The organism is Larkinella harenae (assembly GCF_054780515.1).
In genome coordinates this window covers 93123-118848 of the sequence record NZ_BAAGWE010000004.1, presented here as the reverse complement: position 1 = coordinate 118848, position 25726 = coordinate 93123, and the positions used below count along the sequence as shown (strand labels likewise).

23 protein-coding genes are annotated in these 25726 nt (G+C 50.6%); 20 read left to right on the top strand and 3 right to left on the bottom strand.

What is annotated here, in order from left to right; all coding sequences use genetic code 11:
• Positions 1-2: 2 nt before the first annotated feature.
• From ACYVH9_RS20535 to ACYVH9_RS20500, 8 genes are all read left to right on the top strand, one after another.
• Positions 3-1199 (top strand): trans-sulfuration enzyme family protein, encoded by a 1197-nt coding sequence (locus tag ACYVH9_RS20535; RefSeq protein WP_460638269.1) that lies wholly within the window; start codon positions 3-5, stop codon positions 1197-1199.
• A gap of 99 nt (positions 1200-1298) precedes the next feature.
• Positions 1299-2357 carry a Gfo/Idh/MocA family protein gene (locus tag ACYVH9_RS20530; RefSeq protein WP_460638268.1) on the top strand — a complete coding sequence of 353 codons (1059 nt, stop codon included), beginning with the start codon at positions 1299-1301 and terminating at the stop codon, positions 2355-2357.
• A 71-nt stretch (positions 2358-2428) separates the two neighbouring features.
• Positions 2429-3142, top strand: coding sequence for a phosphoadenylyl-sulfate reductase (locus ACYVH9_RS20525; protein WP_460638267.1), 714 nt, complete (start codon positions 2429-2431; stop codon positions 3140-3142).
• Positions 3143-3245: 103 nt separating this feature from the next.
• A complete protein-coding gene (gene cysD / locus ACYVH9_RS20520) occupies positions 3246-4157 on the top strand; it encodes a sulfate adenylyltransferase subunit CysD (protein WP_460638266.1) in 912 nt (303 codons plus the stop codon).
• Positions 4158-4238: 81 nt separating this feature from the next.
• Complete coding sequence (locus ACYVH9_RS20515; RefSeq protein ID WP_460638265.1) at positions 4239-5492, top strand: sulfate adenylyltransferase subunit 1; 1254 nt, start codon at positions 4239-4241, stop codon at positions 5490-5492.
• Between the two features lie 326 nt (positions 5493-5818).
• Positions 5819-7975, top strand: coding sequence for a nitrite reductase (locus ACYVH9_RS20510; RefSeq protein WP_460638264.1), 2157 nt, complete (start codon positions 5819-5821; stop codon positions 7973-7975).
• 102 nt (positions 7976-8077) lie between these two features.
• Positions 8078-8827 carry a uroporphyrinogen-III C-methyltransferase gene (cobA, locus tag ACYVH9_RS20505; RefSeq protein ID WP_460638263.1) on the top strand — a complete coding sequence of 250 codons (750 nt, stop codon included), beginning with the start codon at positions 8078-8080 and terminating at the stop codon, positions 8825-8827.
• Positions 8828-8886: 59 nt separating this feature from the next.
• Entirely contained in the window at positions 8887-9456 is a 570-nt protein-coding gene (locus tag ACYVH9_RS20500; protein ID WP_460638262.1) for a precorrin-2 dehydrogenase/sirohydrochlorin ferrochelatase family protein, read from the top strand.
• Here ACYVH9_RS20500 and ACYVH9_RS20495 read toward each other — a convergent pair.
• Positions 9453-9788, bottom strand: coding sequence for a hypothetical protein (locus ACYVH9_RS20495; protein ID WP_460638261.1), 336 nt, complete (start codon positions 9786-9788; stop codon positions 9453-9455). The genes ACYVH9_RS20500 and ACYVH9_RS20495 overlap by 4 nt on opposite strands.
• Positions 9789-9878: 90 nt before the next feature.
• Between ACYVH9_RS20495 and ACYVH9_RS20490 the strand changes: the two genes are divergently transcribed.
• Complete coding sequence (locus ACYVH9_RS20490; RefSeq protein WP_460638260.1) at positions 9879-10340, top strand: OsmC family protein; 462 nt, start codon at positions 9879-9881, stop codon at positions 10338-10340.
• A gap of 178 nt (positions 10341-10518) precedes the next feature.
• On the top strand, positions 10519-11313 hold the full coding sequence (locus tag ACYVH9_RS20485; RefSeq protein WP_460638259.1) for a thymidylate synthase: 795 nt from the start codon (positions 10519-10521) through the stop codon (positions 11311-11313).
• Positions 11314-11369: 56 nt separating this feature from the next.
• Here the strand turns inward: ACYVH9_RS20485 and ACYVH9_RS20480 are convergent, their stop codons facing one another.
• Positions 11370-11723 carry a 2TM domain-containing protein gene (locus ACYVH9_RS20480; RefSeq protein ID WP_460638258.1) on the bottom strand — a complete coding sequence of 118 codons (354 nt, stop codon included), beginning with the start codon at positions 11721-11723 and terminating at the stop codon, positions 11370-11372.
• 72 nt (positions 11724-11795) lie between these two features.
• On the opposite strand from ACYVH9_RS20480, the gene ACYVH9_RS20475 reads away from it, so the two are divergent.
• The 8 genes from ACYVH9_RS20475 to ACYVH9_RS20440 all read left to right on the top strand — a co-directional run bounded on the left by ACYVH9_RS20475 (position 11796) and on the right by ACYVH9_RS20440 (position 20958).
• Positions 11796-13493: a PHP domain-containing protein gene (locus ACYVH9_RS20475; protein WP_460638257.1), complete on the top strand. Its 1698-nt coding sequence runs from the start codon at positions 11796-11798 to the stop codon at positions 13491-13493.
• 151 nt (positions 13494-13644) lie between these two features.
• Positions 13645-14667 carry a glycosyltransferase family 9 protein gene (locus tag ACYVH9_RS20470; protein WP_460638256.1) on the top strand — a complete coding sequence of 341 codons (1023 nt, stop codon included), beginning with the start codon at positions 13645-13647 and terminating at the stop codon, positions 14665-14667.
• A gap of 14 nt (positions 14668-14681) precedes the next feature.
• Positions 14682-15554 (top strand): carbon-nitrogen hydrolase, encoded by an 873-nt coding sequence (locus ACYVH9_RS20465; RefSeq protein WP_460638255.1) that lies wholly within the window; start codon positions 14682-14684, stop codon positions 15552-15554.
• Positions 15555-15562: 8 nt separating this feature from the next.
• On the top strand, positions 15563-17188 hold the full coding sequence (locus ACYVH9_RS20460; RefSeq protein ID WP_460638254.1) for a hypothetical protein: 1626 nt from the start codon (positions 15563-15565) through the stop codon (positions 17186-17188).
• A gap of 179 nt (positions 17189-17367) precedes the next feature.
• Positions 17368-18081, top strand: coding sequence for a hypothetical protein (locus ACYVH9_RS20455; RefSeq protein ID WP_460638253.1), 714 nt, complete (start codon positions 17368-17370; stop codon positions 18079-18081).
• A gap of 98 nt (positions 18082-18179) precedes the next feature.
• Positions 18180-19205: a hypothetical protein gene (locus ACYVH9_RS20450; RefSeq protein WP_460638252.1), complete on the top strand. Its 1026-nt coding sequence runs from the start codon at positions 18180-18182 to the stop codon at positions 19203-19205.
• A gap of 122 nt (positions 19206-19327) precedes the next feature.
• Entirely contained in the window at positions 19328-20371 is a 1044-nt protein-coding gene (locus ACYVH9_RS20445; RefSeq protein WP_460638251.1) for a Ppx/GppA phosphatase family protein, read from the top strand.
• Between the two features lie 83 nt (positions 20372-20454).
• On the top strand, positions 20455-20958 hold the full coding sequence (locus ACYVH9_RS20440) for a hypothetical protein (RefSeq protein ID WP_460638250.1): 504 nt from the start codon (positions 20455-20457) through the stop codon (positions 20956-20958).
• Between the two features lies 1 nt (position 20959).
• Here the strand turns inward: ACYVH9_RS20440 and ACYVH9_RS20435 are convergent, their stop codons facing one another.
• Positions 20960-24271: a leucine-rich repeat domain-containing protein gene (locus ACYVH9_RS20435; RefSeq protein ID WP_460638249.1), complete on the bottom strand. Its 3312-nt coding sequence runs from the start codon at positions 24269-24271 to the stop codon at positions 20960-20962.
• Between the two features lie 37 nt (positions 24272-24308).
• Between ACYVH9_RS20435 and ACYVH9_RS20430 the strand changes: the two genes are divergently transcribed.
• A complete protein-coding gene (locus ACYVH9_RS20430; RefSeq protein WP_460638248.1) occupies positions 24309-25388 on the top strand; it encodes an agmatine deiminase family protein in 1080 nt (359 codons plus the stop codon).
• Positions 25388-25726, top strand: a complete 339-nt coding sequence (locus ACYVH9_RS20425) for a n-acetylglutamate synthase (RefSeq protein ID WP_460638247.1) — start codon at positions 25388-25390, stop codon at positions 25724-25726. The genes ACYVH9_RS20430 and ACYVH9_RS20425 overlap by 1 nt, the downstream gene beginning before the upstream one ends.

Here is a 25726-nt window from a genome sequence, read left to right as displayed (position 1 = left end):
TCATGAAAAAACAAACGAAAGCCATCCGCATCCAGACGAAGAAGTCGCAGTATCGCGAACATTCGACGCCTTTGTTTCTGACGTCCAGTTTTACGTTTGAAAGTGCGGAACAGGGAAAGGCCCTGTTTGAAGAAACCGAGGAAGGCAATATTTACTCCCGGTTTTCCAATCCGAACGTCACCGAATTTGTCGACAAGGTTTGCATGCTCGAAAATGCTCAGGCCGGGATTGCTACCGCGACCGGCATGGCCGCCGTCTTCGCCAGCATGGCCGGGTTGCTCCAATCGGGTGATCATATCGTGGCCTGCCGGGCGTTGTTTGGCTCAGCCCACCAGATTATTTCCCAGATTCTGACCAAATGGGGTATTACCTATACGTACGTCGATGCTACTGCCACCGAAGCCGAATGGGAAGCTGCGATCCAGTCAAACACCAAGATGGTCTACCTGGAAACCCCGTCTAATCCGGGGCTGGAACTGGTCGATCTGGAAATGCTGGCGCGTTTGAAGAAGAAATACGGTTTTATCCTCAACGTCGACAACTGCTTCGCCACGCCGATTCTGCAAACTCCGCTGGAACTGGGAGCCGACATTTCGGTTCATTCCGCAACGAAATACATGGACGGACAGGGACGCGTTTTGGGCGGCATCATTGTCGGCCCGGAAGAACTCATTGCGCCGATTCGGTTTTTTGCCCGCCATACCGGTCCCTCCATGTCGCCGTTCAATGCCTGGACCTTGTCGAAAAGCCTGGAAACGCTGGAGTTGCGGATGGATCGTCATTGCTCGAACGCACTGAAATTAGCCCAGGCGCTGGAACAACACCCAGATGTAAAAGCCGTCAAATACCCTTTCCTGCCCTCCCACCCTCAGTTTGAGCTAGCCCAGCGGCAAATGGCCGCCGGAGGAGCCATTGTGACGTTTGAAGTGGAAGGCGGTTTCGAACGGGTAAAAGCCCTGTTCGAATCCTTGAAAATTGCCTCACTTTCGTCTAACTTAGGGGACACGCGCACAATTGTCACCAACCCCTTTACCACCACGCATTCCAAACTGAAGGCGGACGAAAAAGCCGCTCTTGGTATTACGGAGGGATTGATTCGGGTATCGGTCGGACTGGAAGACGGCGATGATCTGGTCGACGATTTTGCTCGGGCGGTTGCCAAGTCGGCAGAAACGATCAAGTCGGCTATTGCTGAATGAAATTAACTGTGTAATAACGCGTTACTAAGCCCCTAGCAGATGAATATCATACGAACCACGTACTGCTTTTTTCTTCTGCTACTGGCTGCCCTTTCAAGCATGAATACTCACGCCCAGCCTGCAAAAAAACCGGTACGCGTCGGCGTGGTGGGTCTGGTGCATTCGCACGTCGGCTGGATTCTGAACCGGGCCAAACAAACGGGCGACCCAAACATTGAGGTGGTCGGCATTGCCGAACCGAACCGGGAAGTAGCCGAACGGTACATGAAACAGCACGGTTTGCCAATGAGTCTGGTGTATTCTTCCCTTGAAGAAATGCTGGACAAAACCAAACCCGATGCCGTAACGGCTTTCAACGAGATTAGCAATCACGTGAACGTCGTCCGGGTTTGTGCGCCCCGTGGCATTCATGTTATGGTCGAAAAACCGCTGGCCGTCAGCATCGAGCAGGCGAAGGAAATGGAAGCATTGGCCAAAAAGCATAAGATCCATTTGCTGACCAATTACGAAACAACCTGGTACGGCAGTAACCATAAAGCCCACCAGATTGCGGTTAAAGACCGTTCTATTGGTCCGATTCGCCGGATTGTGGTCCACGATGGTCACGACGGCCCGAACCGGATGAACAAAGAATTTGTCGCCTGGCTGACCGACCCGGTTTATAACGGAGCAGGCGCTTTGTTCGATTTTGGGTGCTACGGCGCTAATCTGGCAACCTGGCTGTTGAACGGTGAAAAACCGCGTACCGTCAGTGCGTTTACGTTACAGATCAAACCGGATGTTTACCCGAAGGTAGACGATGATGCGACCATCATCCTGGAATACCCCAAAACGCAGGTGGTGATTCAGGCATCGTGGAACTGGCCGTTTAGCCGCAAAGATATGGAGGTGTACGGCGAGACGGGGTATGTATTGACGCTGGATGGCACCCGAATGCGCATTCGGCTGAAAGAGGACAAAACCGAACGATCCATTGAAGCGTCCAAAACCGATGCGCCGGTCACGGATCCTTTTGATTACCTGGCGCAAGTAGTACGAAGTGAAACTAAATCAGTAGATGATTTGTCATCGTTGAAAGTGAATATGGTGGTGATGGAAATTCTGGATGCAGCCCGGCGGTCGGCCCAGTCGGGAGGCACACCCATCGCCATTCCGTGATACGACTATAGCTTACTTTGGATAAATAATGTACGGGTCACAGTCCGCAAGACCCAGCCCGTAGACATGCTATGATTGCAGAACCTTCTTACACAATTGAAAGTCTGAGCGAATTGCTGGCGGGTAAAAGCGAGGTGGAAAGCCTGCGTACGCTGGCAGAACTATTTCCCGGCCAGGTCGTTTTTTCCTCCAGCTTTGGCTATGAGGATCAAGCCATTACGGACATGATTCTGGCCAACAACATCCCGATTCGCATTTTTTCACTGGATACGGGCCGGATGTTTGGCGAAACGTATCAGGTCTGGCAAAAAACCAACAGCCGCTACGACACCAAGATTGAAGCGTATTACCCCAAAAGCGAACCGCTGGAAAAAATGCTAAATGCCAAAGGGCCGTTCAGTTTCTACGAGTCGATTGAAAACCGGAAGGAATGTTGCTTCATTCGCAAGGTTGAACCCCTGAACCGGGCGCTGGCGGGCAACAAAATCTGGATTACGGGAATCCGGGCGGAGCAATCGCAAAACCGCCTGGGAATGACCCAGTTGGAAAACGACGAAGCCCATCAACTGTTCAAATTTCACCCCCTGATGAACTGGACATTTGACGAAGTGAAAGACTATGTACGGAAAAACAACGTGCCGTACAACCCCCTTCACGACCGCGGTTTTGTCTCCATTGGTTGCCAGCCCTGTACGCGGGCCATTCAGGAAGGAGAAGACTTCCGGGCCGGGCGCTGGTGGTGGGAAGACAATTCGAAAAAAGAGTGTGGATTACACGCCAAATAAACTTTGATCAATTCTGCTATTCTCTGATTAACGCTGTGTACCAATTAAAAAGCTCTTACACAGGGTCAATCAGAGAATAGCAGAGGGAAGCAGAGACTCCTATATGAGTACCTACAAACTTGACTATTTAGATCAACTCGAATCGGAAGCGATTCACATCATGCGCGAAGTTGCCGGGCAGTTTGAACGGCCTGCGCTCTTATTTTCGGGCGGAAAAGACTCTATTACGCTGGTTCACCTGGCTCGCAAGGCATTCCGTCCCGGTAAGTTTCCGTTCCCGCTGGTGCATATCGACACGGGCCATAACTTTCAGGAAGCGCTTGACTTTCGGGACTGGCTGGCTGAAAGTCTGGGCGAAAAGCTGATCGTTCGCTACGTAGAAGATACCATTCGGGAAAAGAAACTGAAGGAGCCGACGGGCCGCAACGCCAGCCGAAACGCCTTGCAAACATTCACCCTGCTCGATACGATTGAAGAGTTCGAATTTGATGCCTGTATCGGGGGTGCCCGGCGCGACGAAGAGAAGGCCCGTGCTAAAGAACGCGTATTCTCGGTTCGCGATGAATTTGGCTCCTGGGACCCCAAGCTGCAACGCCCCGAACTCTGGAACATCTATAACGGCAAAATTCATAAGGGCGAGAACGTCCGGGTTTTCCCGATCTCGAACTGGACTGAACTGGATGTCTGGAATTACATTAAGCGCGAAAACATTGACCTGCCAAGCATTTATTTTGCTCATGAACGAGAACTGATTCTGCGTGACGGCAAATTGCTGGCTACGGCGAAAGGCGTCATTCAGGTGGAAGAAACCGATCAGATTGTAACGCGGAAAGTACGTTTCCGGACTGTTGGAGACATTTCCTGCACAGCCGCTGTGGAATCGGATGCCGACACGCTGGAAGCCGCCATTGCCGAAATTCAGGCCACCCGCATCAGCGAACGGGGCGAAACCCGGATTGACGATCAGGTATCCGAGGCTGCTATGGAGGACCGGAAAAAAGGCGGGTATTTTTAAGGTAAGAGGTATGAGTTAAGAATGTAGAGTCTATCCTTTCCTAACTCATAATTCATCATTCTTAACTCATCATTATACCAAGTGGACTTACTTAGATTTATTACCGCAGGCAGTGTCGATGACGGCAAAAGTACGCTGATTGGCCGCCTGTTATACGATTCCAAATCCATTCTGGCCGACCAGCTGGAAGCCATCGAGCGGGCCAGCAAAAGCCGTGACGAAGGCGAAATCGACCTGGCACTGCTGACCGATGGGCTGCGCTCCGAACGCGAACAGGGCATTACGATTGACGTAGCTTACCGGTATTTCCAGACGCCCCAACGCAAGTTTATCATTGTCGACGCACCGGGCCACATTCAGTATACCCGCAACATGGTGACGGGCGCTTCCAACTGCCAGCTGGCGGTGGTCCTGATCGATGCCCGTCATGGCGTGGTGGAGCAAACCCGTCGGCACTCACTGATTGCGTCTCTGCTCGGCATTCCGCATATTGTGGTGGCCGTCAACAAAATGGATTTGGTCGATTATTCGCAGGATGTTTTTTCCAATATCTGCATTCACTACAATGAGCTGGCGCAAAAGCTGAACTTTGGTCAGGTTACTTACATTCCGCTAAGTGCGCTTAACGGGGATAACGTGGTCGATAAATCGGTCAACATGCCCTGGTTTGAAGGCCAGCCGCTGCTTAACCACCTCGAAACCGTTGAACTTGATCAGGACGAAAACCTCACGGATGCCCGGTTCCCGGTTCAATACGTGATCCGTCCGCAAACGGCCGAATTGCACGATTACCGGGGATACGCCGGCAAAATCACCAGCGGTATTTTCCGCAAAGGCGATGCCGTAACGGTTTTGCCAACCGGCGAAACCTCTACCATCGACGCCATTGAAATAGCCGAAGCGCATTACGACGAAGCCTTTGCGCCTATGTCGGTTGTTCTGCACCTGGCCGACGACGTTGATATCAGCCGGGGCAATCTCATCGTCAAATCCGACAACCAGCCGGTTGTCAGCCAGAACGTTGAAGCGATGCTATGCTGGATGGATACCAAAGCCTTGAAAGTTGGCAACAAATACACGTTGCAACACGGTACGTTCCGAACCCGTTGTGCGATCCGTGAAATCGTTTATCAGCTGAACGTAAATACGTATGAGCGGACCGAGGACGTCGAAAGCCTGAAATTGAACGATATTGCCAAAGTGGTTCTGAAAGCGGCTAAACCTGTCAGCTTTGATCCTTACGGCAAAAACCGGGTCAATGGTGGTGCGATTCTGATTGATGAAACCTCCAACGTGACGGTGGGTGCCCTGATGCTGCAAGGCGAAGCCGAATAAGGATTCCTCCAAAAACTAATCATTCAAACGGTGCCCTATCAAGTATAGCGGCACCGTTTTTGTAAACGATGATCTAACTAGCTTAAGCGCTACCAATCCGAAAACGCTTGACGACTTTTTTAGGTTAATACAATTTACCTCCGTTAATCATAACCGGAAGTTATGACCGATAATAAAAAGTAGCGAAACCGGTTTCCAGTCTGGAACTCATAAAGAAGTACATTTGTATGTAAACCATACACTGAAAGTGCCGGAAACTGAACCGGCCTTTTGTTCTTTACATTAGTCTTTTAATTCTATCGACTATCTCACTAAAGCAATACATTATGTCAGTTCAGTTCACCGATAATGTCAGCGCGCTTGCCCAACGCGATATACTGAATCTTCAGAAAAAGATTGGAGGATTTGCAAACGGCGAAATGACCGAAGAACATTTCCGCAAGTTTCGGCTGTCACGCGGGGTCTACGGACAACGCCAGCCGGGGGTGCAGATGATTCGCATCAAGCTGCCCCACGGTCGGATTACCTCCGATCAACTTATCCAGATTGCTGACATTTCCGACAAGTACGCTACAGGCAACCTGCACGCTACCACGCGGCAGGACATTCAGCTGCACTTTGTCAAATTGGCCGACACGCCCCAGCTCTGGGCCGACCTGGAAGATGCCAACATCACCCTGCGTGAAGCCTGTGGCAATACCGTCCGCAACGTAACGGGTTCGGCCAAAGCGGGCATTGACCCCGACGAACCGTTCGACATTACGCCCTACGCTTATGGAATTTTCACTTACCTTCTGCGCAATCCTATTTGCCAGGAAATGGGTCGGAAATTTAAAATCTCTCTCTCATCGAGCGAAAAAGACAATGCTTACGGCTATATGCACGATGTAGGTCTGGTAGCCCGCATTAACGAAGCTGGTGAACGCGGTTTCAAAGTGATGATTGGCGGTGGGCTGGGTGCTCAGCCCTACATGGCCGAAACGGCTTACGAGTTTTTGGAAGAAGATAAAGTTATTCCGTTCATTGAAGGCTGTATCCGCGTTTTCGACCGCTACGGCGAGCGGACCCGGCGGCACAAAGCCCGGATGAAATTTTTGTTGCAGGACATTGGCCTGGACGAGTTTTTACGCCGGGTTGAAGAAGAGCGGCTGGCGCTGAAAAATAAAACTTACGCCATTGACACTACCCACGGTTCCGTACCAGCTGCTGAATTGGACGAGTTAACCGCTGGTGCCGGGATTGTACACCCCGCCGAGCTTTCTACCGACGAACGCTATCAGGCCTGGTTGAAAACCAACGTTTTTGAGCAAAAACAACAGGGCTGGTATGCCGTTCAGCTGCGGGTTTTGCTAGGTGATATGCACTCAGACAAAGCTCGGGCCTTGGCGGCCCTGGTAAAGCAATATGCCGGTGATGATATTCGGGTAACGGTTAATCAGGGATATTTACTGCGGTTTGTACGTCCGGAAAACCTGCCCGCTTTATACGCAGGACTGAATGAGTTAGGCCTGGCTGATCCGGGTTTTGATTCAACTGCTGACATCACAACCTGCCCCGGCACCGACACCTGTAACCTCGCCATTTCGAGCAGCTACGGGATTACGCGCGCGCTGGAGAAAATGATGAAAGCCGAATTCCCCGACCTGATTTACAACAACGACATCAAAATCAAGATCTCGGGTTGCATGAATGGTTGTGGTCAGCATTCGGTTGCCAACATCGGTTTTCACAGCAGCTCGGTAAAAAATGGCGCTTACGTGATTCCGGCTCTGCAGGTACTGCTTGGTGGCGGTTTCAACGGCAAAGGCGAAGGCTTGTTCGGCGATAAAGTTGTTAAAGTTCCGACAAAACGCGGTCCGGATGCTCTGCGGATGCTGTTGCAGGATTATGAAGCCAATGCCTTCGACGGCGAATATTACAGCGACTACTACGCTCGTCAGGGAAAAAATTATTTCTACACGTTCCTGAAACCATTGGCCGATCTGAAGACACTCTCGCAGGACGATTATACCGACTGGGATCATACGGAACAATTTGTTACCGAAATCGGGATTGGCGAGTGCGCCGGTGTCATGATCGACCTGGTAGCCACTACTTTGAGTGAAGCCGCTGAAAAACTGAGCTGGTCCAAAGAAGCCTTCTCGGAAAGCCGGTGGGCCGATGCCATCTATCACGCCTATAATGTACTGATTACCGGTGCGAAAGGGAGCCTGATGATGAAAGACATCAACACCAATACCCAGCATGGTATTGTGAGCGACTTCGATAAAAACTTTGTAGGCGAAGGGTTCCACGAACAGGAAGGCGACTTCAAAGCACTGGCGTTCAGCATCAATAAAAACGAACCAACCGAAGAGTTTGCGCAATCATTCATTGCGCAGGCTGAAGCGTTTATCGAACGCGTTAAAGCCTACCGCGAACAACAAATTCAGCAGGACGGCCTGCCGGAATTGCGGGAATTGGTGATTGCAAAAGACAGTTAAGAAGAATGGTGAGCTAGGAGTTAAGAATGAAGAGTTGCTCTGCCTTTATCAGCATGTCGACAAACTCTTAACTCTTAGCCCTTAATTGTTAACTCATTAAAGATGAAATTAACCTTGGTAGGTGCGGGTCCGGGCGACCCGGAACTAATGACGCTTAAGGGGGTGAAAGCCTTGCAACAGGCCGATGTAGTGATGTATGACGCGCTGGTGCACCCCGATTTACTGGACTATTGCAAACCGGACGCCCTAAAAGTTTACGTTGGCAAACGGTTGAACGAATACTCATGTACGCAGGAGGAAATTAACCCGTTGATTGTGCATTACGCGCAACAATATGGTCACGTTGTTCGCTTGAAAGGTGGGGACTCCTTTATTTTCGGGCGTGGTTTTGAAGAAATGGAATACGCCCAGCAACACGGTATTGAAACGGAAGTAATTCCTGGTTTATCGAGCAGTTATTCGGTTCCGGCGCTGGCGGGTATTCCGTTGACGACGCGCGGTGTGAGCGAAAGCTTCTGGGTTGTTACCGGCACGACCAAGGCGGGTCAGCTTTCGCAGGATTTACGGCTGGCGGCTCAGTCAACTGCCACGGTGGTGATTCTGATGGGAATGCATAAACTAGCCGAAATCATGACGGTTTTTGGCGAATATGGAAAAACGGATTTGCCCGTTGCTATCATCCAGAATGGTTCGCTAACCGATGAGCAGATTGTGTCCGGAACGGTTTCGAACATCGTTGAACAAGTGGCTGCTTCCCAAATCAGCTCACCGGCCATTATCGTTGTGGGGGAAGTAGCCCGGCTTCGGGATGTTCAGCTGGCTGATTTGGTCACTTCTATTGAGCGCTCTTAAAGAACCGGTTTTTCTTTTTTCTTTGCAATAAAACCGGTTCTGTCTTATTCGCCGTGCCCATGAATACTCTCTTTCCCATCTTCCTGAAAATCGAAAACCTGCAAACGCTGGTGGTAGGTGGCGGTTACGTTGGACTGGAAAAAGTGACGGCTTTGCTTTCCAACGCCCCTACGGCACCGGTTACGCTGGTTGCTCCGGAGATTCGGCCGGAGATCATTGCCCTGGCTGAAAAACACGCCAACCTCCACCTGGTTTTCGCGACCTATATTCCGGAATTTCTGAGCAACAACGATCTGGTGATCGTTGCCACGAATGACAAAACCGTTAATGCCCAGATCCAGTCCGACTGCAAAAACCGTCGCATTCTGGTCAATGTTGCCGATACGCCCGACCTGTGCGATTTTTACCTCAGCTCCGTTGTCCGAAAAGGGGATTTAAAAGTAGCAATTTCTACCAACGGCAAATCACCTACCTTTGCGAAACGGTTTCGGGAAGTGCTGGAAGATATCCTGCCGGATTCTTTACAAGAGACGTTGGATAACCTACAAACGATCCGGAATCGGTTAAAAGGCGATTTTCAGGAAAAGCTGGAACGGCTGAACGAGATCACCAAGGTGATGAAATCCTAGAAATTGGGCAGAAGTTGCGAAACATCGAACGGTTCTTTCCGGATGATGAAGACGTAAACCAGCCCGGCCAAAATCAGGTACATGATCACCAGCCACTTCTTCTTCTGCTCAAATTCGGCCGGATGATGATGGTAGTCATAATACATCGATGCCGACAATGCCATGACCATCAGAAAGAAGGAGAATAGGGCACAGTCGGTTCGGTAAACAACCAATTCCTGCATAAAACGGGCTCCCATCAGAATATACAGCAGCCAGAAACCAAATCCGGCGCGGTATAAATAGACGCTCAACCGCCTGTCGTTTTTTAAGTCAAATAGCTTATCCGACATGATTGTCAGGAATTTATTTGAGTGAAATTACGTAATTTATGAGAAACAAGCAATTTTGCACCCACTACGTATAGCCATAACGAAAAAATCATGCTAAGTGAGCAATCCAATACCGTTTCTCCCGCAACAAAAACCATGAAAGTGGAACTGAATCGGGTCGATGATGCCTTCCACTTTGAAGCAACCGGCGTTTCTGACGTTCCCATCCACATCGACGGTGCCGTTGATATTGGCGGGCACAATGCCGGAGCCCGGCCTATGGAAATGCTGTTGATGGGCCTCGCTGGATGCAGCGCCATCGATGTCATTTTAATTCTGAAAAAGCAACGTCAGGTCATTGAAGACTTTCGCATTACGGTTGAAGGCCAGCGCCCCGCCGACGTTAACCCCGCTCCTTTTCATACGATTCACCTGCATTATATCTTGAAAGGCGAGCTGGACGAAGACAAAGCACGCCGGGCTATCGACCTGTCAATGGATAAATACTGTTCGGCCACGGCCCAGCTCCGGCCCACGGCCAGCATTACATACTCGCTGACGATTGAGCGATAGACGAGAAATTGAGAAAAGGGACAAAACGGGAATAGACACATCGTGGACCGGGTATGGTGCCCAATTAGCCCCAACGACCCGAGTTTCCTTTGCCTAATCTCTCGTTTCTTTGTCTTTCAAAAAACATAATTTACCCCGGAGGCTTCCGATCCCGGAAGCCTTTTTTTATTTTGGCAGTATGAAACAATATCACGACCTGCTCCGCCATATTCTTGCCAACGGCACCCAAAAAACCGATCGGACCGGAACCGGAACCATCAGTGTTTTTGGCTACCAGATGCGGTTTGATTTACAGGAAGGTTTTCCGCTTGTTACCACCAAAAAAATTCACCTCAAGTCGGTTATCCACGAATTATTGTGGTTTATCAAAGGGGATACCAACATCAAATACCTGAGTGAACACGGCGTCCGGATTTGGGACGAATGGGCCGACGAAAACGGTGAGCTTGGCCCCGTTTATGGCAAGCAATGGCGTAGCTGGGAAGCCCCCAACGGGCAATTGATCGACCAGTTACAGGATGTATTGAAGCAGTTGAAATACCGTCCCGATTCCCGGCGAATGATCATTTCGGCCTGGAACCCGGCGGATGTACCCAACATGGCCTTGCCCCCCTGCCACGCCCTGTTCCAGTTTTACGTGGCCGAAAACCGTCTGTCCTGCCAGCTCTATCAGCGCAGTGCCGATGTATTTCTGGGCGTTCCGTTCAACATCGCGTCGTATGCACTGTTGACGATGATGATTGCGCAGGAGTGCGGCTACGAGCCTTATGAATTTATCTGGACGGGCGGGGATACCCACCTGTATCTCAACCACCTGGACCAGGTAAACCTACAGCTTTCGCGTGAACCGCGTCCCTTACCGGTTATGAAAATAAACCCGGATGTTAAATCGATTTTTGATTTCAAATACGAAGATTTCAAACTGGAGAATTACGATCCGCATCCGACAATTAAAGCGCCGGTGGCGGTCTGACGGCTCAACGAGTGCTTTGATCCGGGAGAAGAAGAATCCTTTTTTTCGAATCCGGATTAAAGTCCGTGGGTCCGTTTGAGTCGCTCGTATTCACGTTCCGCCAGGTTTTTTTCGTTAAAACCGTGGTAAACGCTGAAATAATGGGAAACCAGACCAATTCCCCAACCCAGGGTGGCCCAGATTGGCCAGGGGTAATAGCCCCATTTCTCCTGAAAAACCAGCGAAATAATAAGCCAGATCAGCCAAAGAACAACGTTGACAAACAGATAAGTCCGCAGATGCATTTTGAAACCGGCGCGGGCTTTTGCCTGCTTCCAAAGATGAGGGTCGCGTGTGTCCATGTAGGGTTCCACCGTTGTTGAGAGAATTAAGTTAGTCAGATTCAGGGCATAATCAATAACTTTTCCCAACTTTCTTTCACAATGGGACGAGTATAAACCACATTGAATATTTTGGTTACAAAATACAGCCAATCCAACACCATGAGTAATACCGAAATCGTTGAAATGCTCGAACTGACGGCGAAGCTGCTGGAACTCCACGACGGAGATGCCTTCAAAATCCGGACGTTTCAGGCAGCCGCTTTTAACCTTGATAAAACGAGTGAAGAGTTGACCCAACTCTCCTTTCCGGAACTGGTCAAGATACCAGGCGTGGGAAAATCGGTCGCAGGCAAAATCCTCCAGATTGTTGAAACCGGGCGGCTACAGGATCTGGACGAACTACTGGCACAAACGCCGGAGGGTGTACTGGAAATGTTCCGGATCAAAGGAATCGGGGCAAAAAAAATCCGGGTCATCTGGCAGGAGCTGGAAATCGACAACCTCCGGGATTTGCGCCTGGCCTGTGAGAAAGGTGAGATTGCCAAAATCAAAGGATTCGGGGAGAAAACCCAGCAAGCCATTCTCGACTCGCTCGTTTTTCTGGAAAAACAAACCGGCAAACTTCGGATGGACAAAGCCGAAGCCCTCGCCAACATGCTGCTGGATGTTTTTGAAAAGGAGTTCAGCCGGGTTGAGATTAGTGGGCAAATCCGGCAAAAAGCGGAAGAGGTCGATACCGTGCAATTTATTGTTGCCACCACGGACCCAATCGCGGCTTTTGTCTATCTGAACTCGCTGGACTTTCTAGAACAATCCGAAACTGAATCCACACCGTTTGTCTGGCGAGGGCAATCCAGTGGCTACGAGGTGTTAGTAGAAGTCATCACAACGGCACCAGATCGGTTCGAAAATGGCCTTTTCACCCATTCAGCCGCTGAGAAGCACCTGGCCACCACGGGTTCAACGGGTTGGACGCTGCTCCAGACCAGTCTGGCATTTCCGGAAGAGGCCGAAGAAGCAATTTACCTCCGAGCCGGACTGCCGTATACGGTGCCCGAAATGCGGGAAGGCAGCTTTGAATTTACCTGGGCACAGAACCATAAACCCGACGAGCTGGTAAGCTGGGACGCGTTGCGCGGCATTCTCCACAACCACAGCACGTACTCCGACGGCAAGCACACGCTCGAACAAATGGCAAGCTATTGCCGGGAGCTGGGTTTTTCGTATTTCGGCATTGCCGACCACTCCCAAACGGCTGCGTACGCCCACGGGCTGGAACCGTATCGCGTCAAACAACAGCACGAGGAAATCGATCGGTTGAACGAACAGTTTGGCGACTCCTTCCGCATCCTGAAAGGCATTGAGTCGGATATTCTGGGCGACGGTTCCCTGGATTACAGCGACGATATTCTGGCGACGTTCGACTACGTCGTGGCTTCGGTGCATTCCAATTTGTCGATGAGCCGCGAAAAAGCCACCACCCGACTGATTAATGCCATCCACAACCCTTATACCACCATTCTGGGTCATCCGACCGGAAGGCTTCTCCTAGCCCGCGCCGGTTATCCAATCGATTATAAAGCCGTGATTGATGCCTGCGCCGAACGAGGAGTGGTCATTGAAATCAACGCCAGCCCGTGGCGGCTCGATCTCGACTGGCGCTGGGTGCAGTACGCTGTCAGTCAGGGAGTCATGTTAAGTATCAACCCGGACGCCCACGAAATGGCCGGTTTTCACGACATGCACTATGGCGTGGCGGTAGCCCGAAAAGGTGGGCTGACTAAAAATATGACTTTTAATGGGCTAACGTTGAAAGAAATGACGACCTACCTGGAAAGCCGTAAACAACGCATTTGACGGATCAATACGGTTTTAACGTTTTTTTCGTTAGAAGTTGACCATCTTCTCGGTGAGTCCGGGTCCGTCCGATCATTTCTAGATGCACAAACCGGCAGGATAGGGATGTTTCCTTCAAAATCTCCCGGGCTTATCGTAATTTTGGCGGTACATGCATACCACTCCAGTCAAGTTCCTGGTTATCCGGTTTTCTTCCATCGGCGATATTGTGCTGACGACGCCGGTTGTCCGTTGCCTGAAACAACAGGTTCCGGGGGCAGAAATTCATTTCTGTACGAAGCGGACGTTTCAGTCGCTGGTCGAATCCAATCCGTATATTGACAAGGGACTGTACCTGGATGGAAATCTGAATGAGCTAATCCGGCAGTTGAAAGCCGAAGGATATCATTACATTATCGATTTACACAACAACCTCCGGACGCTGTTGATCAAATTGCGGCTGGGGGTTCCCTCCTATAGTTTCGACAAGCTGAACTGGGAAAAATGGCTGTATGTACGGTTTAAGATTAACACCTTGCCCAATGTGCATATCGTTGACCGGTATTTGAAAACCACCCAGTCGTTCGGTGTGGTCAATGACAACAACGGGCTGGACTACTTCATTCCGTACAAAGACGTGGTTGAACCTGGGTGGATTCCGCCTACTCACCAACGGGGCTATGTTGCTTACGCCATTGGCGGGCAGCACAATACCAAGAAACTTCCCGTTGCCCGCATGATTGAACTGTGTCGTCAAATCAACTACCCGGTGATTCTGCTGGGCGGAAAGGAAGACGCGGAAGCGGGTGAGAACATCCGACAAGCCCTGGGCGATACATGGATTTACAACGCCTGCGGGAAATACAACCTAAACCAATCGGCTTCCCTGTTGCAGCAATCGGTGCTGGTGTTCAGTCACGACACGGGCCTGATGCACATTGCCGCTGCGCTGAAGAAAAAAATTTACTCCATCTGGGGCAATACCACCCCCCAATTGGGCATGTATCCGTACAAAACGCAATTTGTTGCCCTCGAAAATAAACCCTTACGGTGCCGCCCGTGTTCTAAAATTGGCTACGACCGCTGTCCGCTGGGTCATTTCAAATGCATGAACGAACTTCCTTTTGACTTCGATCTGTACGAGTTGAAGCGGGGAGCCGGCCCATCGGCCCATCGAACGGGTCCAGAACGTTAACCTATTAGCAGAGCATGTCAAAAAAAGTAAAGATTGGCCTGGTGCAGATGTCGTGCACGGCCGACCTAGAAGCTAATCTCGAAAAAGCCATTGCCGGTGTTCGGGAAGCGGCTGCCCAGGGAGCCCAGATTGTTTGCTTACAGGAGTTATTTCGGTCGCTGTACTTCTGCGATGTCGAAGATCACCATAATTTTAGTCTTGCCGAAGCCATCCCTGGCCCCACCACGGCGCGGCTGGGAGAAGTAGCCCGCGAAACCAATACCGTTATCGTGGCCTCGTTATTTGAGAAGCGAACCGCTGGCTTATACCACAATACAACCGCCGTTCTGGACGCTGATGGGACTTATCTCGGCAAATACCGGAAGATGCACATTCCCGACGATCCGGGCTATTATGAGAAGTTTTATTTCACTCCCGGCGACCTCGGATACAAGGTTTTCGATACGAAATTTGCTAAAATTGGCGTCCTTATCTGCTGGGATCAGTGGTATCCCGAACCAGCCCGCATTACGTCGCTGATGGGAGCCGAAATTCTGTTTTACCCCACCGCCATCGGCTGGGATACGGAAGAAAAAGATCCGAAAGTGAACGAAGAACAATACGGTGCCTGGCAAACCATTCAGCGCAGCCACGCCATCGCTAATGGTGTTCATGTGGTTTCGGTCAACCGGGTTGGCACCGAGGGGGGCCAGCAGTTTTGGGGCGGTTCGTTTGTGGCCAATCCGCACGGATCACTGCTATACTTGGCCCCACACGATCAAGAAGTCGTTCATGTACAGGAAGTTGACTTAGGCTTAACCGATAAATACCGCACCACCTGGCCTTATTTCCGTGACCGGCGCATCGATTCGTACCAGCCCATCACGAAACGCTATATTGACGAATGACCAACTCCATGAAATACTTTCTGATTGCTTTGTTGGCCGGAGCAATGGGGGTTGGTGTTTGGTATGCATTTAAGCCGGGTAACGCGAAATCGGTGGTCGTTCATCAGGGTGCGTTACCCGAACAAACTCCGTTGACACCTACGCCCCGGCAAGCTTTTACCCCCACCACTCGCAAAGGATACTGGAACCCCGATGTGGTCGGTGATTTTGCCCTTCCCCCGACCAAGACCATCACCTTTCATGCTGCCGGACGAAACCTGCATGTCGATCAGGATTGGTCCAAATTGTTCCGCCGGGGTTTTTCTTCCATTGACAAAAGCCGCATGGTACCGGAGGAGTTCCGAAGTCCGTGGAACCCCAAGCCGGAGGGCTGGACCAGTCGGCTAAAACCGTCGCAGCGGGCCTTGACAATTGGGCAAGGATACATGGCAGATCCACCGTTTAACATTCCCTGGTCGCGCGCGGGTGATAATGCACCGGGCACCTGGTACGTGCGACCGTGGGGCGATCCGGATTTTAAGAACAGCATCGCGGTGGCTATTCAGGAGTTGAATGGTGAATGTGAAAATTTCGGCGATTGCCCACCCGACAAAAAGCTGATTACCTACAGCAAAATCTTTTTTGATATTGAAAACGAAGGCGTTAACAACGTCCTAAACCGTCAGGAACAGGCTAACCTGTACGTTTTTATGACCAAAACACTTCGGCAATACCTGAGTCCTTACACGGAAGTGGGTTCCATTGCACCGGTCCCGCTGAACGGTTACGGTTATTCGCGCGCCCGCGACTTTACGGCCTCGCCCGACTGGCTTTGGGCTCTACCCGCCAAACAGACCGACATCTCCCGGCAACGCGGTATGCCCGACGACATTGTGGGCAAAACCTTCGCCGATTACATTGATTTTCAGATGCCTGGAACGTATTATCTCTATCCCGAATTTGATTATTCGATTCAACATAACGAAGACGGCTCACGCCATTGGCTGGCGGCTTTGCTGCACGAACAGGAAGTCAATATGAAGCTGTCGCCCAAAAAGCGGATTGCCTGGCAATGGTTGTACAATACCCAGAGCAGTGACTTCCCGAACAGTGAAAAAGCCAAAAATGCCGCCCCGCCCGCTATTGCGGAAGGAATGTCCGTCTTTTTCTGGTTTACCGGTGCATATGGCGTGCTTTTCTGGGATGATGCCAACGACTTAAAGCCCGACCAGCCGACACCAACGGACATTAATCAACAGGAACTGGGTAATGACCGGGTATACGCCTGCTACGAACACTACATTCATGGGCTCTGGCGCATGTTCAAACACCACAGTGATTTGTTCGATGGGCGGGAAAAATACCTGAATGAAAACACCGAATGTTCGATCGACGGGGGCAAAACCTGGTACAAGTACACGGGCAACCAGCTTAAAACGCACAACGTTCCTTTCGTACGCGCTATCGTAAACGGAGATCAGATTCTGGTGGCTGCTACGCAGCCCTACGGCAAAACCGGAGAACTAAAGCAGGTCATGCTGCGCTATATCGAAGACGGCTACCAGTTTTACACAACGATTAAACTAACTGGCGACGAAATTTTTCTCGGTCGGGCTACCATGACCAAAGCAGCCGAAAGCCGCAAAAAAGTTTGATTACGACGGTTTAGGCAGAATCGGTTCCTAAAGGCCGGATTTGATGTATATACATTGAACTCGGCCCTGTTTTTTTCCTTACAGGCCATCCGTGGACCGTTTGGCTTAAAACCGTTATTTTATCATCTTGCACTCAGGTAATATTGTTCCGTCTTTCACCCGTAAGAGCGAAAAACACGATGGCAGAACAACCAGAAACAAACTCCGGACTGGAAAGCTTCGGAAAAAAGCTACTGAATATTTTCATCAAGGACGAGCCGACAGCCGCCAAAGCTGACCCGGTAGATCGGCCTGCTCAACCCGTTCCCGCGGCTCCGTCAAATCCGATTCCAAGCGGGACAGCCGTAGCGATGTCTACGCCAAAGGAGGGATCGGTCGATACGAAATTCGTTGATCACTTTGCGTCCGTGTTATCGAAAGCCAACCAGCCCGGGCCGGATTATTTTGAGTTTCGTGAAACGCTAAAGAATCTCTCGAACCTGAACCTGAGCGAAGATCAGCAGTACCAGGCAGCCTGGGCCAGTTTCAAGGCGATGGGTGGTTCGGCAGACGTGGCGGTTCTGGTCAGCTCCGCCAATCAGTACCTGACGGCTCTGAACAACGATCAGCAGGCCTTTGCCAAAACCGTTGATTCGGCTCTGAATGAAAAGGTGGGCGGTTTATCCAACGAGCAAAAACAGTTGCAGGCCGACAACGAACAGCTGGCCAAGCAGATACTGGAGTTGCAGCGTAAAATTGAAAACAACAACGCCCGGCTGGCTCAGATCGGGGGCGAAATTGACGAACAAAGCCAAAAGATTGCCCAGAACAAAAGCAATTACGAAGCAACCCTGGCCGTGTTCATCGGTCAGATCAAACGGGATTTGCTGAAACTGGGAGAATACATCAAGTAACGGCAAACGGTTTTCGGTTCACGATCCACTACCCGGAATGCGTCAGCCACCGAAAACCGTTTACCGAAAACAGAAACCTTAAACTTCAAACGCTAACAATGGCATCAACTCCTGATTTTTCACAAGTGGGTGGCCGAACCGACGACGGCGACAAGCGTTCGTTCTGGAGCCGCCCGGAAGGCATCGCCGGCATGTTTTTTCTGGCGGCTATCGGTGCAATGGGCCTGGTATACTTCAACCGGATTGTTGAATTTCTGATCCGGGTTACCGAAAACACCTTGTATCTGGCCGGTTTGCTGGCGGTTTTAGGCTTTCTTATTTTTCTGTTTACCAGCAAGGACGTCCGGACGGCGGTTTTCTTTCTGTATAAAACGTTGATGCGAAAGCTGACGGGTATTGTCATCGAGCTTGATCCGATCGCCATCATGAAAATTTACGTGGACGATTTGAAAGACAAACGCCGGAAAATGCAGGGTCAGATCGATACGCTGGCCGGGCAACTGGTGAAACTAAACCGAAAAATTGCCGAGAACAACGAGAACATCAAGCAGAAGTTTGCCGAAGCTAACAAAGCCAACAACCTGGCCGATCGCCCAGGCATGCGGGAAGCCGCTCAACTGGCCACCATCGAAGGAGCCGGTTTGCAGGAAATGAACGAAAAATTGCACCCCCTGCAACGCAACATGCGGACGGTGCTGGAGTTCATGGAAAAAGTGAACAAGAGCGCCGATTACATCATCAAGGAAACCGAGATTAAGGTCAAATTGAAAGAGGCTGAATACCAGATCGTCAAAGAAAGCTCGAATGCCCTGCGGACGGCAATCAGCATCTTCAAAGGCAATCCGGACAAGAAGTTCTACTTCGACGAGTCGATGGAATATATTCAGGACGACATGAGCAAAAAACTGGGTGAGATGAAACGCGCCATGGATATGTCGATGGATTTTATCAACTCGGTAGACATTCAGAACGGTATTTTGTCGGACAAGGGACAAGCCCTGCTTGAAGCCTACAACCACGGCGATTTCAAACTCATCCAATTGGATGAAAACACCCCGCCACCGACTCCCAACCGTTCAATCAATCCTCCCAAGGACGAAGGATACCGAAGTCTGCTTGATTAATGAGTGAATGAGCGGTTGAGTGAAGTTCGTACCCGATTTGGCTCGAATCACGCTGTACATCAACCGCTCATTTCTCCACCAGAATTGCTCAATCTTTCATTCACTAATCCACTCAATCCAACATGCAACGATTAACCGTGGCCGGAAGGCTCCTGATTACGGCCCTGATTTTGGCCGCTATCTACTTTGGTTTCAAATACATCGGCGGAGTTGACTTGCTGAAGAAGTTCTCGTCCAAAAACAATACTGAACAGACATCCGATTCGCCCTCGCTGCCATCGGCATCCTCCGAGTCAACGGATCAGGCGTCTTCTGAAACCACCGCGAGTACCGATACGGAAGCCACCGACGAAGGCGGTTCCCGGTCCACGTTCAATTATACCCCACCTGCTCCCGAAAACGGCAAACTGAAAGGCGTTGTAGAGTTAGGAGCCAGTGGCTTCAATTCATTCATTATCACGGTCGATGCCCGTAAAAACTGGAAATTGGAGAAGTCCGAATTTGGCAACAGCCTGGTGCTGGAAAACATGGCTACCGACCAGGACATTCGGGAGGGTTTGAAAAAGTACATTGCCCAGATGCTGAACTACGGTGTGGCCGGACGCGATATTCATTTTGTGGTTAGCTCCGGAGCGGTAAAAGCGGAAAATACCCAGAAAATTATCCGGGCGCTGAAGAGTCTGAATTACGTGGTCAATACCGTAACGCCCGAGCAAGAAGGGCGCCTGGCGCTGCGGTCAGTGTTACCGAAAGATTTCGAAAGCAACGGTTTTGTCGTCGATATTGGATCGGGCAATACCAAGATTTCCTGGAAAGAAGGCGGCAAAACTTCAGCTTTGGAAAGCTACGGCGCTAAGTATTTTCAGAATGGCGACGACGATACGAAAGTGTATAATGAAGTGAAAGAGAAAGCCGGCCAAATTCCATCGGGCAATCGCAAAACCTGCTTCATTATTGGTGGGGTACCGTTCGAGCTGGCCAAGCAGGTTCGTAATGGTAAAGAACGCTATACGGTTTTGAATGCGCCCTCGGCTTACAAATCCGGCGAAGCCAAAACCAAAGCCGGTGTTAACATCTACAAAGCCATCGCTGACGGTACCAACTGCAACCAGTTCGTCTTCGACTGGGACGCCAACTTTACCATCGGATATTTGCTGACGTTGTAAGGTTTTAGTTGTTACACAGAGTTGCTCAGAACAATCCGCTGATTCCCTCTGAGCAACTCTGTGTAATAATTTTCTTTCTACTCATGACGCTCCAGGATTTTTTCCAGTACGTTTCATCCAACCCTGCCCTACTGACGGTTTTGCTGTTGTCCATTCCGGCGGTGGCCTTCATTGTTAATCTATGGTCGGGCGAGACGGCCGAGGAGATCTGGCGGTGGCGGTTTGTCTACGCTACCCTGGTGTATCTGGCTTGTATCCCCGGCATTTTTGCCGTCACCCTAAATATCTACCTGTTTCTTTTTGAGCGGCAGAGCATCTGGCAAATGAACCTCGTTACGCAGGTTTTGCCGGTAGTCACCATGGTAGCCACCCTGATGTTGGTCAAACGCAAGCTACCTTTCGCGTACATTCCCGGTTTTGGCAGATTGTCCGGTTTCATGACGCTAATCACCGCCGTAATCGGTATTTTGTGGATCATCGACCGCACCCGCATTTACGCCGTTACTTACATCCCGTTTGCCTACCTAGTCATTGGCTTCGTAGCAGTTCTTCTGCTTATCCGGTTTGCCTGGAGCAAATTATTCTGATCTAGTCCATCCTGAGAAGCCGGCTTTTGGCGAGCTGGGTCAATTGCTGCAAAGTCGTTTGTTTTGCCGGTGGCAATCCAGAACGAGTCAGCCAATTTTCGTACAATTCAAAACTCCAGCCCATAATTCGTTCGTGATGATTTGCCAAATAGGTATTCAGGTCGGCCAGTATTTCATCGTCCGGCTTTTCGTTTTTCATCACCTGAATGCTGCTTTCCAGGTACTTCATCAGAGTAGCAAAACCGCCGTTCATTTCCTGATGGTTGAGTTGCCCCAACGCGCTTCGCGCTTTATTCGGCTCTCCAATCAGAATATACAATTCTACAACGGTTAGTTTAGTCGCCGGGTTGGCGTAGCGCATTTTTTCGTATTCTTCAATGGTTTTGCGGTAACTTTCGTTGGCTTCTTTTACTTTGTTTTGCAGCGTCAGGTACCGGCCCTGCTCGGTATACAAGCTCCCTAACAATAGCGGATCGGCCTTCATTGCCGTGGCTTTCTGAATCGCCTGGTTAATATCGGCCATGGCGGGTTCGATCTGCCCCAGTTTGCCTTTCGCATGAGACCGGCCCCGTAGAGCCATGATCGTGGGGTACTCAATCTGCTGATCCACAATTTGATTGGATGCGGACGCCCCGTTGGTCAACTGATTAGCCAGCCGAATACTTTGGTCATAGTCGGCCACGGCTTCCGCGTACGATTGGCGAAAAAGGTGCATATCGGCCCGTTGAGCATACAGGCTAATTCGCAGGGTATCGGAAGCGTAATCAATTGCTTTTTCGAAGTTGGCCAACGCTTCGGTCCAATTGCGCTGCCCGGCCTGCTGAAAGGCCATTTGTACAAAAGCGGTAGCCACCCCCCGATTGGGTTTGGTAATTTTATCCAATGCCAGCAACCCCGCTTCGCTCATCGCCAGCCGCAAGGCTTCTTTGCTGCCAAAATTCGTATTCAACGGTTTAGGAAGTAGATTTTCAAACAGGGCAATCTGCTGCAATTTTGGACTCTCCAGCAATTCGATGGGTACCTCGGTCAGGCGGTTGCGCATGAGCGACAGTTCAAATACCGGAAAGGTTTTCCAATCCAGGGCGGGAATGCGTTCGAGGTTGCAGCGGTACAGCGTCAGACCTCTCAAATTTCGAAGCTGGCTGATTTTCGCAAAAGTATCGTCGCCGTCGAGTCCAAACTGATTAAACAATTGCAACTGATTCAACTCCTGACAATAAACAATACTGTCGGGCAACTGCTGCAAACCGGCGTATTCAGTAGCGGAAATGTTTTCCATTTCTCCGATCTGTAACCGATTTAGCTTCGTCAGTCGCCCGATGGATTCCGGCAAAGCCAACAGTCGGGTCCTTCCAAGCTGCAACGTACGCAGTTCCGTCAGATTGCCCAACCCTGCGGGTAAAATGGTTAGCTCATTCCCAGACAGATCAAGGTTTTGCAGTTTGCTCAAACGTGTAAAACCACCCGGCAATACCCTCAATTTGGTATTCTTGGCCATGATCTGATTCAATTCCCGGCATTCACCAATAGTTTCCGGCAATAGTTCCAGCGGGTTGTCACTCAGCCAGAGCGCGTGTAGTTTCGTCAGTTTCCCGAGTTCGGATGGCAGGCTCGACAAGCGGTTTTGGTAAAGCGATAAGGTTCCCAGATTCGTCAACCTCCCCAGTGCCGACGGTATTCTCTCCAGTTTGTTCTCGCTTAAATTTAAATAATTCAACAAAGCAAGCCGAAATAAGCCATCCGGCAGACGGCTCAGCTGATTCCGGCGCAGATCAAGCCAATTTAATGAATCCAGCTGGCCTAAGCTTTCCGGCAACTGGGCCAGTTTATTTGATTCCAACGAGAGGTCTTTCAGGCGCCGAAGCTGGCCGATTTCAGCAGGTAAATCCAGCAGCTGGTTTTCGCTTACATTCAATTTCTGTAAATTTGACGTTTTCACAATCCCGGCGGGCAACCGGGTTAACTGATTAGCTCCCACTGCCAAATTCGTCAGTTCAGTCAAATCCCCAACGGTTTCCGGCAGCTCCTTCAGCTTGTTATTCCATAAAACCAGCAGTCTCAAATTCGACAAGCGCCCAATGGTTGCAGGCAACTCCCGAATCTGGTTGTTATTTAGTTCTACAGAACGGAGCTGAGTCAGCTTGCCCAGATCAAAACTCAGGGAATCCAGCTGATTATCGGCCATATTTAACGTTTGCAACTGCGTTAGCTTACCCATTGACTCCGGCAATCGCTGCAACCGGCACCCACTCGCATTCAACATTTCAAGTTTGGTCAAAGCACCAACTTGAGCAGGCAACTCGATCAGCGGATTGTTGGAGACTGTCAATTCCTTCAAATTGATTAAATGCGTGATCGAGGCAGGAAGCTGCTTCAGCTGGCAACCGGACAGATTCAGTTTCTCCAGTGCAACAAGCCCGTTCAAGGCGTCCGGCCCGAGCATCAGGCTTGGGCTCATACTCAGCTCCAATACCCGCAGTTTTTTCAGCTTTTGTAGATCAGGTAACTTTTCCAGATTCGAAGAAGCCATTCGTAAGGTTTCCAGTCCGGTCAGTTTGTTTAGAAAACTCCAGTCCTGCTTTTGGTCCAGCCGGACATAACTTAGATTTAATTCTTTCAACCGCAACAGATTGCCCAATGATGTCGGAAGCAGAACCGTTGATTGGTAACTCTGGATGGTCAGCGAGGTCAGCTGCCCCACTTTACCCAGATCAGACGGTATTTCAGGCTGCAACGTATTAATTCCGAAAACAAGTCTTCGCAAGCCCGGTATTCCGGCGATCGTGGCAGCCGTCTGCTTCCAGTCCGACCAACTAATAAATAGCTGAAGTTCACTTAGCCCGGTTAATTGCTGTAACGTAGCAGGGAGGGTAATCGGGGGAGTCTGGCCGGCCACCGAAGTAGCCTGCGAAATCGACAGCCGCTGCAACCGTTTGAGCTGACTCACCGCCCGCCATAACACCTCGGTAGCTGTCGCGGAATCAACTGTCAGGTGCAGCACCCGCAAGTCCTTTAATTCCGCAATCCGTTCGATGTTTCCTCGCGATAAAACCGCTGTATTGATCTGCAAAGCCCGGACCGTATCGTTTTTAGCAACCCGGTCAGCCAGCTCCGCAATCGTTTCATAAGCCGTTGGCGAAGCATACTTTTTCATCAACTCCTTTTGCTGCAGCGTTTGGGGTTGATGGGCCGGAAACCAGTTCGTAAGGGTATTCAGTTCTTCATCACTCAATGGCTGATTCTGCGCCGATACGCGCGCAATCAACCCACCCAGGAGCAGCATCAAAAAGATTCGCAACCGGCATGCCGACATATTTTTGTAGTTTTGCAGTGTGATAGGAAATTTTCGTATGAATATACAATCCCAAGATCATTCAAACAATACCAACTTTATTCCGGCTCAGAACGGTTTTTTCTTCCCGGCCGAATGGCATCCCCACGTAGCAACCTGGCTCAGCTGGCCACATACCGAAGCATCGTGGTCGAACGAACGGCAGGAGAAAATGTTTCCGGCTTACCTTGAATTCATTCGCGCCATCAGCGAAAGCGAGCAGGTTTGCATCAATGCCCACAACGAAACCGTTATTCAGACCGCCAAAATGCGGCTGTTAGTGGCCGGTGTTGATCTGTCGAAAGTAACGCTTCTCCCCCACCCAACCAACGATTCGTGGTGCCGTGATCATGGTCCGGCGTTTCTGATCAATCCGGCGTCGAAAGAACGAATGATTGTTAATTGGGAATACAACGCCTGGGGCGGAAAGTATCCGCCGTACGACCGCGATGGTCTGATTCCGGTCGAAATTGCGCACTACCGGAACCTACCATACGTCAACCCGGGCATCGTCATGGAAGGCGGGGCAGTGGAGTTCAACGGTAACGGCACTGTCTTGACCAGTCGGGCCTGCCTGCTGAATCAAAACCGGAACGCACACCTGACGCAAGCTCAGATCGAACAGTACTTGTGCGACTACTACGGCGTCCAGCAGGTGTTGTGGGTGGAAGAAGGCATTGTGGGCGACGACACCGACGGCCACATCGACGATACCGTACGCTTTGTTAACGAAGATACCGTTGTGGTAGCAACCGAAGCGAACCCCAACGACGAGAACTATCCGTTTTTGAAGGAAATTCGCCAGGAGCTCAACGAAATGCGACTGGTTAACGGCAAACAGCTTACTATTGTCGAATTGCCCATGCCCGATCCGGTGATCAGCGAAGGTCAGCGGTTGCCGGCTTCGTACGCCAATTTTTACATTTCGAATGGCGCGGTTATTGTTCCCACCTTCCGGTGTGCCAAAGACCAGACGGCCATCGATATTCTGGAATCCTGCTTTCCGAACCGGAAAGTAGTCGGCATCGATGCCACGGAAATCGTTTGGGGGCTGGGAACATTCCATTGCCTCAGTCAGCAGGAACCCGTCATTGACTAATGAATTACGACAAGAAGATTTTTCGTTCGGTTGCCAATACCGACAACGGGGAAGTCAGTGCCGCAACTACGTTCTGGTACCAGCAGGAAGGCAACGTGGCCTGGGCAGAATACCGGGGCGGCTCAGTGGTCAAAGGTTTTCTGATTGCCAAAGTACTTGATAACGGCCGGTTGGACATGACGTACCAGCATCTGAATACGGAGGGGCAGTTTCGCACGGGCGTTTGCGAGTCAACGCCCGAACTACTGGCCGATGGCCGGATTCGCCTGCATGAGCGCTGGCGGTGGACCAACGGGGACGGTTCGGAAGGCGCATCCGTTATTGAAGAAGTTGCCTGA